Source organism: Pseudomonas putida, from assembly GCF_002906855.1.
GTDB lineage: Bacteria > Pseudomonadota > Gammaproteobacteria > Pseudomonadales > Pseudomonadaceae > Aquipseudomonas > Aquipseudomonas putida_N.
This window is the reverse complement of the sequence record NZ_MINI01000028.1, coordinates 1,386,889-1,399,201: the sequence shown is the minus strand read 5'-3', so window position 1 is coordinate 1,399,201 and position 12,313 is coordinate 1,386,889. Positions and strand designations below refer to the sequence as shown.

Sequence of the window (12,313 nt, the reverse complement as noted above, 5' to 3'; positions counted from 1 at the left end):
TTTGCAAGAAGCTTTCCAACTTTGCTCGACTATGGATTTATGTTGCCTGTACCGGCCTCTTCGCGGGGCAAGCCCGCTCCTACAGGATTTGCGCCACATCCGGGATTTGCACTGAACCTGCAGGAGCGGGCTTGCCCCGCGAAGAGGCCGGTACAGGCTGGAATCAGTTGTCGCGACGCAGATCAGGCGGAATCGGCAGGTCTTCTTTAAGCGGCTCAGGCTGCTTGCCCTTGCCAGCGCGGTACTGGCGAATCTGGAACACATAGGCCAGCACCTGCGCCACCGCCAGGTACAGCCCCGCCGGGATTTCCCCCTCGACCTCGGTGGAGTAGTAGATCGCCCGCGCCAGGGCCGGCGATTCGAGAATCTGGATCTTGTGCTCGACGCCGATCTCGCGAATCTTCAAGGCGATGAAATCGGTGCCCTTGGCCACCAGCAACGGCGCCACCCCACCCTTCTCCGGGTCGTATTGCAGGGCCACGGCATAATGCGTCGGGTTGGTGATAATCACGTCAGCCTCAGGCACGGCGGCCATCATGCGCCGCTGCGACACCTCTCGCTGCAGCTGGCGGATGCGCTGCTTGACCTCGGGCTTGCCTTCGCTGTCCTTGTACTCGTCCTTGATCTCCTGCTTGGTCATCTTCAGCTTCTTGTGGGTCTGCCACAGCTGGAACGGCACGTCCGCGGCGGCAATCAGCAGCAACCCGGCCGCCATCCACAAAGCACTCCAACCGACCACCTGGACACTGTGGATGATCGCCTGCTCCAGTGGCTCGTTCGCGATTGCCAGCAGTGCCTGGCGATCATTGCCCAACACCACCAGCGCAACGATCAGGATCACGAAGAACTTGGCCATCGCCTTGAGCAGTTCGGTCAGCGAGTTCAGCGAGAACATGCGCTTGATGCCCGACAACGGGTTCATCCGGCTGAACTTTGGCTGCAACAGGCTCCCGGAAAAGATGAACCCGCCGAGGACAATGGGTGACACGAATGCGATCACAAACAGCAGCATGAGAATCGGCTGCACCGCCCAGATGGCCATCTTGCCCGACGCCAGCAGAAACATCCCCATCGACCGCTCATCGGTAATCACCTCGCGTGTCAGCGAGAAATTCAGCTGCATCAACGTCATCAGCGTTTCTGCCAGATTGCCGCCAAACGCCAACAGAGCGCCCGCGCCAGCAAGCGTCGAAGCGACCGTATTGAGCTCCTTGGAACGGGCGATTTCACCTTTTTCACGCGCATCCCGCTTGCGCTTGTCGGTAGGTTCTTCCGTCTTGTCCTGACCGCTCTCGCTTTCAGCCATGCTCAGCGCGCCCTTGCCATTTCACGCAGCCACTGCAGCGCTTCACTGGCCAACGCCTGGTAGTGAGAAAGAATATCGGCCAAGCCCACCCAGAAGATGCCCATACCCAGCACCAGCGTCAGCGGGAAGCCGATGGAGAAGATGTTCAACTGCGGCGCGGCACGGGTCATCACACCAAACGCGATGTTTACCACCAGCAGCGCGGTGATCGCTGGCAGGATCAGCAACAGGCCAGCACCGAATACCCAGCTCAAACGCCCGACCATTTCCCAGAACTGACCGACTACCAGCGCGTGCCCCACCGGCAAGGTGGTGAAGCTTTCGGTCAAGACCTCGAACACCACCAGATGACCATTCATCAGCAGGAACAACACACTCACCAGCATGGTCATGAACTGGCTGATCACGGCCACGTTGACCCCGTTGGCCGGGTCGACCATGGAGGCGAAAGCCATGCCCATCTGCACGGCGACGATCTGCCCAGCAATGACGAAGGCCTGGAACAGCAACTGCAGGGAGAAACCGAACAACGCGCCAACAATGACCTGCTCGCCACACAACAGCAGGCCGCGCAGACTCAGCGGGTCGAATTCGGGCAACGGCGGCAGAGCCGGCACAATCACCACAGTGATGGCCACCGCCACGTAAAGGCGGATGCGCGCCGGCAGCATGCGCGTACCGAAGATCGGCATGGTCATCAGCACCGCAGTCACCCGGAACAGCGGCAGGATGAAGGTGGCAACCCATGTGCCAATCTGCGCGTCGGTCAGCTCCAGCATGGCAGGTTCAACCGATCAGCTGCGGGATGCTGGTGTACAGGCCGGTGATGTACTCCATGAACTTCTGCACCAGCCAGGGCCCGGCGACGATCAGTGTGACCAGCATCACCAGCAGGCGCGGCAGGAAGCTCAAGGTCTGCTCGTTGATCTGCGTGGCCGCCTGGAACATCGCCACGATCAGGCCGATCAGCAGGCTCGGTATCACCAGGATGGCAACCATCAGGGTGGTCAGCCACAGCGCGTCACGGAACAGGTCGACAGCAACTTCAGGTGTCATGCAGGGCTCTCCTTGGCGGCGTCAGACGCCGCCGAAACTGCCGGCCAAGGTACCCATGATCAGCGCCCAGCCATCGACCAGGACGAACAGCATGATCTTGAATGGCAGCGAGATGATCAGCGGCGACAGCATCATCATACCCATGGCCATCAGCACACTGGCCACCACCATGTCGATAATCAGGAACGGGATGAAGATCATGAAGCCGATCTGGAACGCGGTTTTCAACTCCGAAGTGACGAACGCCGGCACCAGGATCGTCAGCGGGACTTGGTCGGGGCCGGCGATGTCGGTGCGCTTGGACAGGCGCATGAACAGGTCGAGGTCGCTCTGCCGGGTCTGCGCCAGCATGAAGTCCTTGAGCGGGCCCTGGGCCTTCTCGATGGCCTGCTGGGCCGTCATCTTCTCGCTCAGGTACGGCTGCAAAGCATCCTGATTCACTCGGTCGAACACCGGCGCCATGATGAACATGGTCAGGAACAGCGCCATGCCGGTCAGCACCTGGTTCGAGGGCGTCTGCTGCAGGCCCAGGGCCTGACGCAGGATCGAGAACACGATGATGATGCGGGTGAAGCTGGTCATCAGGATGACGAACGCAGGAATGAAGCTCAGCGCCGTCATGATCAGCAGGATCTGCAGGCTGACCGAATACTCCTGCTGCCCGTCCGCAGTGTTGGACAGGGTGATGGCCGGGATCGACAGCGGGTCGGCGGCCAGGGCCAGCGGCGCGGCCAGCAGCAGCGCCAGGGTCACTACAATGCGCAGCGCGCTGCTCATCACTTCTTGTCCTTCTGATCCTTGCCCATCAGCTCCATCAGCCGCTGGGCAAATTCCGGCGTCGCCTGGCGGGCGCTGGCGGGCACTTCGACGGGCTCGGCCAGCACATGCAAGGCCTCGATGCTGCCGGGGGTATGGCCGATGAGGATCTGCTCCTTGCCGACCTGCACCAGCAACAGCCGGTCACGCGGGCCGATGACGCGACTGCCGACGACCTCGATCACCTGGCCGCCCTTGGGCGTGGCGCCCTGCATGCGGCGCAGCGCCCAGGCCAGGAAGAAGATCAGCCCCACCACCAGCAACAGGCCAAACACCATCTGCGCCAGCTGCCCACCCAGGCTGCCAGGCGCAGCGGCCGGCGCCGCAGCCGGGCTGGCTGCAGGCGTGGCGGCGGCGATGGCCAGGTCGCTGACCAGTAGCGTGGCCAGGGCCATCACGGCCCGCATCGTGCCCTTCACTCAGCGCAGCTTCTTGATACGTTCGCTGGGGCTGATCACGTCGGTCAGGCGGATGCCAAACTTCTCGTTGACCACGACCACTTCGCCATGGGCGATCAGCGTGCCATTGACCAGCACATCGAGCGGCTCACCGGCCAGGCGATCGAGCTCGATCACCGAACCCTGGTTGAGCTGCAGCAGGTTGCGGATGTTGATTTCGGTACTGCCCACTTCCATGGAAATGCTTACCGGAATGTCCAGGATGACATCCAGGTTCGGGCCTTCGAGGCTGACGTTCTCGTTCGGCCGCGGCGAGCTTGCAAACTCTTCCATCGGCAGGCGACCGGCACCGGGCTTGCCGCCGTCACCGGCGAGCAGCGCGTCAATATCGGACTGGCCGGCATCACCGGTTTCTTCCAGGGCCGCAGCCCATTCATCGGCCAAGGCCTGGTCTTCCGGGGAAGTGATCTCGTTTTCGTTAGCCATGATGTCCTCGACAGGCATTCAATTCTTTAAGAGCGACCGGCACGCGTTCAGCGGCGCTCGATCGGGTCGATGATCTGCAGGGCCAGGTTGCCCTTGTGCGAGCCCAGGCGCGCCTTGAACGACGGCACGCCATTGGCGCGCAGTACCAAGTGCTCGGGCAGCTCCACCGGGATCACGTCGCCGGCCTGCATGTGCAGGATGTCGCGCAGCTTCAGCTGGCGGCGGGCAACCGTGGCGGTCAGCGGCACGGAGACGTCCAGCACGTCCTCGCGCAGGGCCTTGACCCAGCGCTCGTCCTGGTCGTCGAGGTCGGACTGGAAGCCGGCATCGAGCATTTCCCGCACCGGCTCGATCATCGAATAGGGCATGGTCACATGCAGGTCGCCGCCACCACCGTCCAGTTCGATATGGAAGGTCGACACCACCACCGCCTCGCTCGGGCCGACGATGTTGGCCATGGCCGGGTTGACCTCGGAGTTCATGTACTCGAAGTTGACCGGCATGATCGCCTGCCAGGCTTCCTTGAGGTCGACGAAGCACTGGTCCAGCACCATGCGCACCACGCGCAGTTCGGTGGGGGTGAATTCGCGACCCTCGATCTTGGCGTGACGGCCGTCACCACCAAAGAAGTTGTCCACCAGCTTGAACACCAGCTTGGCGTCGAGAATGAACAGCGCGGTGCCACGCAGTGGCTTGATCTTGACCAGGTTGAGGCTGGTCGGCACGTACAGCGAATGCACGTACTCGCCGAACTTCATCACCTGCACGCCGCCTACCGCCACATCCGCAGAGCGGCGCAGCAGGTTGAACATGCTGATGCGGGTGTAGCGGGCGAAACGCTCGTTGATCATTTCCAGGGTCGGCATGCGACCCCGCACGATCCGATCCTGGCTGGTCAGGTCGTAGCTTTTGATGCTGCCAGGCTCGGCAACGCTCTCGGTCTGTACCAGACCATCGTCGACGCCATGCAACAGGGCATCGATCTCATCCTGGGACAGCAGGTCCTGTACGGCCATTGCGGACTCCTACTGCAATACGAAATTGGTGAACAGCAGCTGGTCGACCACCGGCTTGCCGACTTCCTTCTGCGCCACTTCCTGGACCACCGCGGTGGCTTTCTGACGCAGCATCTCCTGCCCAACCGAACTGGCCGCCAGGGTGTCGAAGCCCTGCCCGGAGAACATCATCACCAAGTTGTTGCGGATCACCGGCATGTGCACCGAGAGTGCATCCAGGTCGGCCTGACTACGGCCTTGCATGGTGATGCTCAGCTGCATGTAGCGCTGACGGCCGTTCTGGTTGAAGTTGACCACGAAGGCAGGCGCCAGCGGCACGTAGATCGCAGGGGCCTTGACGGTGGTGGCGGCCGCTTCAGGGGCCGGTGCCGATTCACTCTTGTGCATGATGAACCAGGTGGCACCCACCGACAGGCCGACTGCCAGCAGCAGGGCCAGCACCAGCAGCAGGATCAGCTTGAGTTTGCCTTTTGCGGCGGGGTCTTTCACTGCGTCGCTCTTCGCCATGCCAATAATCCGTCGTCCATCGGGGTTTCAAAGGAGGATGACGTGGCTTGAGCAAGTGTTATGCCATGTTTGGTTCGAGAGGTGTGTCGCCTTTGCGATCGAGCGCAGCTCGCGACGCGCCGCGCGGGCGGCGCTCAATCTCACCGGCGCTGCAGATCCCAAGTCAGCTCCATCAGGCGTAGTAATCGACCGCACTGTCGCCAATGACTACCTGCTGCTCGACAGCCCGGGAGGCCTCGCCCAGCCCACTCTGCTCGCCCTCACCACCCTGCGCCCGGCGCGCGGCCACCCCGGACAGCTGCGAGCCATCCTGTTGCGCCTGCTGCTGTTGCTGGCGCGACTGGTCGGCGACATTCACGTCCGGCTGTGCCAGCCCCTGCTGGGCAAACAGCTCGCGCAGGCGATAAACCTGGCTGTCCAGCGCATCACGCACACCCGCATGGCCACTGACGAAGGTGATCTGGGTAGACTGGTCGGTCGCGACATTGACCCGGATATCGAGGCGCCCGAGCTCAGCGGGCTCCAGCTGGATGTCCGCCGACTTCAGGTTCTGGCTGGACAGGTACATGACCCGATTGACCAAGCCCTCGGCCCACGCGCCCTGGTTCATCTGCAATGGCTGATGGAGCGGGTTGGCGCTGACCGGCACGGCATTGGCGGTCTTGGCGGTAACGGCCTGGGTCAGGCTGGCCAGGCGGTTGGCGAAGTCATCGACACGGGTATCGCTACTGGCGCTCTTGGTGTCCTTGAGCCCGTCTTCAAGCAACGCGCCAAAAGCCTTGTCGCCGGTCTCGGACTTTCCTGCCTCGCCCTCGACCTTCTCGATCAGGGTCGCCAACGGATTGACGGCCGCCTGCCCATCATCGGACCGGGTTTTGCCAGGTTCGGCAGCGTGCGCCGACGTCGTGCCTTTGGCCTGGGCGTTCTGCTCCAGGGCCAGGCGCAACGTTGGCAGGTTGGCCAAGGGGTCGGCATCCGGATCGAAGGCTTCGCCCTCGGGCTGCTCGGGCAATGGCTCGGCAACCGCTGCCGCCGGAGGCTGCTGGATAGCCGCCTGCAACACCGGCGCCACTGCTTCGGCCTGGGCCTGCAGCAACTGCGCACCGGGCTGCGCATCGGTCACCTGCCCCGCCACCAGATTGGCATCGAGCGAGCCTGAGTCGCTGGTGGCTGCAGCATCGGTGGCCTGCGACGCATCGTCTGCTGGCAATTTGTTGCCGCCATCGGCAACCGTCGGTTTGTCGTCGGCCTGCTTCTTGCCGCCCTGGGCAACGTCGGGTTTGTCCTTTGGATTGGGCTGAGCAACCTTGTCATTGCGAGCGGGTGTCTTGTCACGCGCCTGCCCCGCCATGACCTGATCGAAGCCGCCGCCTAGTCCGCCCGCCACCTGCAGCGGCTTGTCCACCCGCGAGGAGCCCGCGTTCGACGGCTTGCTCAGGGAGCTGGCTTGCAACAAAGGGTTAGGTGCGACAGGCATTGAGCGGTCTCCGCGCCAGAAACTGAAATATCATCTGGCCATGGAGAGGCAAAACTCGCGCCAACTTTCCATCAATTAGCCGAAACGCGCTCACGCTCGCTGCGATAGAAGCACTGCACCTCCAGGTATTCCTCGTCGATCCGGTGGATCAGGTCTTCGATGCCATACAGCGGCCGCACCTTCACGCGCTCTTCAAGCTGCTGGCACAACCGGGCAAGGCCGACAGCCCCCATGTTGCTGCTGCTGCCCTTGAAGCTGTGCGCGGCCATGCCGAGCTCATCGGCGCTCTTGGCCTCATGCAGCTGGCTCAAACGCTGCTCGGAATCTTCCAGAAAGGTTTCCAGCAGCTGCAGGTAGCCATCTTCCATGACCTCCTGTAGCTCGCTGAGTACCTTGTGATCGATATGCATGTCAGTCACTTGTTCACTCCTTGATCAAGCCGGATTATGCCTGAGCCGCCCCGCGGCCCTCCATACGCATCACCAATCGAACTGAACGCGCGCACAGCGGCCGCCTTCACTCCACTCGGCACGGCTGCCAAGCCGCTGCACCAGGTTCAGCCCGCGCCCGCTCAATTGCTGTTCATGGGACGGACGCGACAATACGCGCTGCACGTCGAACCCCGCACCACTGTCGCGGACCTCGATGGTGAGACGCCCACCCGCCCCCGAGGGTTCCACCTTCAGGTCGATGCGCACGAAGCCCTCAGCCAACACCACCAGGCGCCGGGCCCGCTCCTGATAGTAGTTGGCAAACCCCTGTACATCACGCTTGAGCCGTGAGTCCAGGCCCAGCACACCATGCTCCAGGGCATTGGAATACAACTCGCTGAGCACACTGTGCAAGGCGCCGGTACGCGGTCGCAGTCCGTGTATTTCCTGCAACAACTGCACCAGGTAAGGCACCGGGTTGAATCGCTTGAGGCTTTCGCCACGCAACTCGAACCCCAGCACCCAGTCCAGCGGGCTGGAGCGCCCGCTGTCGGAATACAGAGTCGGCGCAGGCACCCGGTCTTCGCTACTGAACATGCGAATGTCACACAGACTGATGTCATCCCGAGGCCGCCCGCCGAAATGTTCCAGGGCATGCATCACTTCATCGAACAACTGCGCCGGGTCACGATTGGCGGCCAGCACCTCGCGCAGGCGCTCGACTCCGAACAGGCGTTCCTGCTCATCTGCGGTATCAACCACGCCATCGGACAGCAGCAGCAGCCGCTCTCCCGCCGCCAACGGCAGCACTTCGGTGCTGTCATCGAAGCGCTCCGGTGCCAGGATGCCCAGCGGCAGATGACGCGAACCCAGGCAGCCGAGCACTTCGCCGTCGGCCGACAGCCGGTAGCCGTCCGGCATGCCGCCATTCCACACCTCCACCGCACCGCGCTGCACACTCAGGTTGAGCAGCAGCGCGCAGCAGAACATGTCCACGGGCAGGATGCGCTTGAGCTTGGCATTCATCTCGCGGAGCATCTGCGCCAGGCCGTAGCCTTTCGCAGTCATGCCGTAGAACACTTCCGCCAGCGGCATCGCGCCAACTGCGGCCGGCAGGCCATGGCCGGTGAAATCCCCCAGCAGCACATGCATGTCACCGGACGGGGTGAACGCGGCCAGCAGCAAGTCGCCATTGAACAGCGCATAAGGTGACTGAAGGTAACGGATGTTCGGCGCCGTGATACAGCCGGAATGCGCGACCTTGTCGAACACCGCCTTGGCCACCCGCTGCTCATTGAGCAAGTGGTGATGGTGACGGGTGATCTGATCCCGCTGCTCGAGCACGGTCGCCTGCAAGCGGCGCAGGCGGTCCATGGCGCGGATCTTCGCAGCGAGGATCACCGCACTGTAGGGCTTGGCCATGAAGTCGTCGCCCCCGGCCTCCAGGCAACGCACCAGTGCATCCTCCTCGTTCAGCGAAGTCAGGAAGATGATCGGCACCAGCGCCTCGCCGGCCAGCGCCTTGATCTGCCGCGCCGCCTCGAAACCATCCATCACCGGCATCAAGGCGTCGAGCAACACCAGCTGCGGGCGCTTCTCGGCAAACAGCGCCACGGCCTGCTCGCCATTTTCCGCCGTGTACACATGATGGCCCTGGCGACGGACGATCTGCGCCAGCAGCAGGCGGTCGACCGCCCCGTCCTCGGCCACCAGCACGGTCAATGCCTGTTCGGCCGGCATCTGGGCACTCAACTGATGTCGAACAGTTTTTCGAAATTGGAAATGGCCAGGATCTTGCGCACGTCGGAGCTGGCATGCACCACGCGCACGTCCGAGTCGTCACCGCCGGCATGATCACGCAGCAACAGCAGCATGCCCAGCGCAGAGCTGTCCAGATAGGTGGCGTCCTTCAGGTCGACCACCACTGAGTCGGGCCTGTCAGGCTGGCGTTCGTAGGCATCACGGAATTCCTGATGCTTGCCGAAATCGAAACGCCCCTTGACCTTGATCGTGAGCTTTTTCCCGTCCTGCGAAAAATCAGTCTCGACTGCCATGCTAGCGATTCCTTCGATGATGGCGAATGCAACTCTTCAAGGTTTAGCAGCCCGTGGCAGGACTGGCAAGGCAAGCCTGTACCGGCCTCTTCGCGGGGCAAGCCCGCTCCTACAGGGGATCACGCGTTCCTGTAGGAGCGGGCTTGCCCCGCGAAGAGGCCGGTACAGCTTACATATGTCCCTGCCTGGGCAAACGCTGCGACAGTTCGTCCAGCAAGCGCTGCTCGCGCTTGTCTTCAGCCCGCCGCGCCTCGTCCATGTAGCGCTGCACCAGCTTGCGCAACCCTTCCACCCGGGCATAGGCCTGCTGCCAGGTGCCACGGGCATTCTTCAGGTTGTTCTCATGCCAGGCCAGGCTTTGCCGCTGCTGGGTCATGGCTGTTTCCAGCTGGGCCAGGAAGCGCTGGTAGTTGAGCAGCCAACTACCATTCACCCCTTGCCCGCCACGATTGATCCACTGCGCCTGGTAACCTTCGCGGAACGATTCCAGCTCGGTCAGCTTGGCCTGAGCCTGAACCACCTGCTGCTGGAAGTGCCCCACGCGCTGGGCAGCCTTGCGCTCCGCCTCTTCGGCCATGTTGACCACAGGGGCCAGGCGCGTGGCACGACCGGGCAGGCTCATGGCCTATCAGCCCTTTGCTGGAGGCGTGAAGATCGCCCCCAGTTCGTCGCGGCTCTGGCCCATGCCGACATTCTCGTCCAGGCCCTGGCGCAGGAAGTCCACCAGCCTGGGCTGCAAGGCAATGGCCAGGTCGGTTTCCGGATCGCCGCCGGCGACATAGGCGCCCACGCTGATCAGGTCGCGGCTCTGGGACAGGCGCGACCACAGTTGCTTGAATTTCTGCGCCTGGCGCAAGTGGTCGGCATCCACCACCTGCGGCATGACCCGGCTGATCGAGGCCTCGATGTCGATGGCCGGATAATGACCTTCCTCGGCCAGGCGCCGCGACAGCACGAAGTGGCCGTCGAGCACGCCCCGCGCCGAGTCGGCGATCGGATCTTGCTGGTCATCGCCCTCGGACAACACGGTATAGAAGGCGGTGATCGAACCACCGCCGGGTTCGCCGTTACCGGCGCGCTCCACCAGTTTGGGCAGCTTGGCGAACACCGACGGCGGGTAGCCACGCGTGGCCGGCGGCTCGCCGATGGCCAGGGCAATTTCGCGCTGGGCCTGGGCAAAACGGGTCAGCGAGTCCATCAGCAGCAGGACGTTCTTGCCCTTGTCGCGGAAGTACTCGGCAATGCGCGTGCAGTACATGGCGGCGCGCAAGCGCATCAGTGGCGCATCGTCAGCAGGCGATGCCACCACCACCGAGCGCTTGAGCCCCTCCTCGCCGAGGATGTGCTCGATGAATTCCTTGACTTCGCGACCCCGCTCGCCGATCAGGCCAACCACGATGATGTCCGCCTCGGTGAAGCGGGTCATCATGCCCAGCAACACCGATTTACCCACACCGGTACCTGCGAAAAGCCCCAGGCGCTGGCCGCGACCGACGGTGAGCAGGCCGTTGATGCTGCGAATGCCCACGTCCAGCGGCGTGCTGATCGGGTCACGGTTGAGCGGGTTGATGATCGGACCGTCCATCGGCACCCAGTCTTCGGCACGCATGCCGCCCTTGCCGTCGAGGGCGCGCCCGGCACCGTCGAGCACCCGGCCGAGCATGCTCATGCCCATGGGCAGACGACCACTGTCGTCCAGCGGCACCACGCGCGCACCTGGCGCGATGCCGGCAATGCTGCCCACCGGCATCAGGAATACTTTGTTGCCGGCAAAGCCCATCACCTCGGCTTCGACCTGCACCGGGTGGTAGCTGTCGTCGTTGATCACCAGGCAACGCCCGCCCACCGCGGCGCGCAAACCTTCGGCTTCGAGGGTGAGGCCGACCATGCGCAACAGGCGACCTTCGACCACCGGCTGCACCGGTAGCTCGATCGCCTCGGCGTAGCCCCCCAGGCGCTTGCCAAAGCTGGTGCGGTCAAGGCGCATCGCGGGTGTCCAGTTCGACCGACATGTCCGCCGCCGCCGGGTGCAGGGCCTGGTCGTGCAGCTGGTCGAACAGTTGCGCCACGGCTTTTTCGATGCGGGTTTCCATGGTCGCGTCGATGCGGCTGTGCAGCGTCTCGATGCGGCAGCCGCCTGGCAGCAGGGCTTCGTCTTCGAGCAGCTTCCAGCTCTCCTCATGGCGTTCGCGCAAGGCCTTGGCAAGCTCGAAATCCTGCGGATTGAGGTGGATGCGAATGTTGTCGGCCCCCATCGGCAGCAGCTTCAGCGCTTCGCGCAGCACCTGGGTAATCTGCCTGGAGTCGCTGCGCAGCTCCCGGCCGACGACCTGGCGCGCCATGTGAGCAACCAGATGCACCATGCTGCGCTCGATCTGCGTGTCCTGCTCGGCGATCGGCTCCAGCAGATGCCCCATCAGCTGCTCCAGGCTGGCCAGCTTGACGGCGAGCGCCTCCTCGGCCTCCTGGCGCACCTTCAGTTGCGTGCTGTGAAAGCCCTCACGCTCGCCGGTGGCGAAGCCTTCGTTGTAGGCCTCCTGGCGGATCGCTTCGAGTTCTTCGAGGGTCAGCGGCTGGACTTCTTCCAGCGGCACCTCTTCGACTTCTTCGACGACTTCCGGCTCGGGCTCGGGTTCCGGCTCAGGCTCCGGGTCGAAGCTGGGCAGCGCCCAGACATCGACGCCCTCGAGGTCGCGGGCACGGATCAGGTCGCTGGGATGGGATTCTTTGGTGGGCATGTTTTCAGCTACTCAAAACCAACAAGGC

At 63.3% G+C, this 12,313-nt stretch carries 15 protein-coding genes; all 15 read right to left on the bottom strand.

The genetic code is table 11. From position 1 onward, the window contains the following. Positions 1 to 163: 163 nt before the first annotated feature. The 15 genes from flhB to fliH all read right to left on the bottom strand — a co-directional run bounded on the left by flhB (position 164) and on the right by fliH (position 12,285). Positions 164 to 1,306: a flagellar biosynthesis protein FlhB gene (gene flhB, locus BGP85_RS06880; RefSeq protein WP_103446498.1), complete on the bottom strand. Its 1,143-nt coding sequence runs from the start codon at positions 1,304 to 1,306 to the stop codon at positions 164 to 166. Positions 1,307 to 1,308: 2 nt separating this feature from the next. Then, entirely contained in the window at positions 1,309 to 2,085 is a 777-nt protein-coding gene (gene fliR, locus BGP85_RS06875) for a flagellar biosynthetic protein FliR (protein WP_103446497.1), read from the bottom strand. A gap of 7 nt (positions 2,086 to 2,092) precedes the next feature. Beyond that, a complete protein-coding gene (fliQ, locus tag BGP85_RS06870) occupies positions 2,093 to 2,362 on the bottom strand; it encodes a flagellar biosynthesis protein FliQ (protein ID WP_103446496.1) in 270 nt (89 codons plus the stop codon). A 21-nt stretch (positions 2,363 to 2,383) separates the two neighbouring features. Next, on the bottom strand, positions 2,384 to 3,139 hold the full coding sequence (fliP, locus tag BGP85_RS06865) for a flagellar type III secretion system pore protein FliP (protein ID WP_103446495.1): 756 nt from the start codon (positions 3,137 to 3,139) through the stop codon (positions 2,384 to 2,386). Next, the gene (fliO, locus tag BGP85_RS06860; RefSeq protein WP_181004514.1) at positions 3,139 to 3,585 is read right to left on the bottom strand and encodes a flagellar biosynthetic protein FliO; all 447 of its coding nucleotides are present in this window, start codon (positions 3,583 to 3,585) and stop codon (positions 3,139 to 3,141) included. Before fliO ends, fliP begins: the two co-directional genes overlap by 1 nt. A 12-nt stretch (positions 3,586 to 3,597) precedes the next feature. Then, positions 3,598 to 4,062 (bottom strand): flagellar motor switch protein FliN, encoded by a 465-nt coding sequence (fliN, locus tag BGP85_RS06855; RefSeq protein ID WP_103448218.1) that lies wholly within the window; start codon positions 4,060 to 4,062, stop codon positions 3,598 to 3,600. A 47-nt stretch (positions 4,063 to 4,109) separates the two neighbouring features. Continuing rightward, positions 4,110 to 5,078: a flagellar motor switch protein FliM gene (gene fliM, locus BGP85_RS06850; RefSeq protein ID WP_027921190.1), complete on the bottom strand. Its 969-nt coding sequence runs from the start codon at positions 5,076 to 5,078 to the stop codon at positions 4,110 to 4,112. Positions 5,079 to 5,087: 9 nt separating this feature from the next. Beyond that, positions 5,088 to 5,585: a flagellar basal body-associated protein FliL gene (gene fliL, locus BGP85_RS06845; protein ID WP_103446493.1), complete on the bottom strand. Its 498-nt coding sequence runs from the start codon at positions 5,583 to 5,585 to the stop codon at positions 5,088 to 5,090. Positions 5,586 to 5,757: 172 nt separating this feature from the next. Further along, a complete protein-coding gene (locus tag BGP85_RS06840) occupies positions 5,758 to 7,062 on the bottom strand; it encodes a flagellar hook-length control protein FliK (RefSeq protein ID WP_103446492.1) in 1,305 nt (434 codons plus the stop codon). A 71-nt stretch (positions 7,063 to 7,133) separates the two neighbouring features. Beyond that, entirely contained in the window at positions 7,134 to 7,481 is a 348-nt protein-coding gene (locus BGP85_RS06835) for an Hpt domain-containing protein (protein WP_103446491.1), read from the bottom strand. A 60-nt stretch (positions 7,482 to 7,541) separates the two neighbouring features. Beyond that, on the bottom strand, positions 7,542 to 9,233 hold the full coding sequence (locus BGP85_RS06830; RefSeq protein WP_103446490.1) for a fused response regulator/phosphatase: 1,692 nt from the start codon (positions 9,231 to 9,233) through the stop codon (positions 7,542 to 7,544). A gap of 8 nt (positions 9,234 to 9,241) precedes the next feature. Further along, positions 9,242 to 9,547, bottom strand: coding sequence for an STAS domain-containing protein (locus BGP85_RS06825; RefSeq protein WP_103446489.1), 306 nt, complete (start codon positions 9,545 to 9,547; stop codon positions 9,242 to 9,244). Positions 9,548 to 9,716: 169 nt separating this feature from the next. After that, positions 9,717 to 10,169, bottom strand: a complete 453-nt coding sequence (fliJ, locus tag BGP85_RS06820; protein WP_103446488.1) for a flagellar export protein FliJ — start codon at positions 10,167 to 10,169, stop codon at positions 9,717 to 9,719. 6 nt (positions 10,170 to 10,175) lie between these two features. Further along, positions 10,176 to 11,534: a flagellar protein export ATPase FliI gene (fliI, locus tag BGP85_RS06815; RefSeq protein ID WP_103446487.1), complete on the bottom strand. Its 1,359-nt coding sequence runs from the start codon at positions 11,532 to 11,534 to the stop codon at positions 10,176 to 10,178. Then, the gene (gene fliH / locus BGP85_RS06810; protein WP_103446486.1) at positions 11,524 to 12,285 is read right to left on the bottom strand and encodes a flagellar assembly protein FliH; all 762 of its coding nucleotides are present in this window, start codon (positions 12,283 to 12,285) and stop codon (positions 11,524 to 11,526) included. The genes fliI and fliH overlap by 11 nt, the downstream gene beginning before the upstream one ends. Positions 12,286 to 12,313 lie beyond the last annotated feature (28 nt).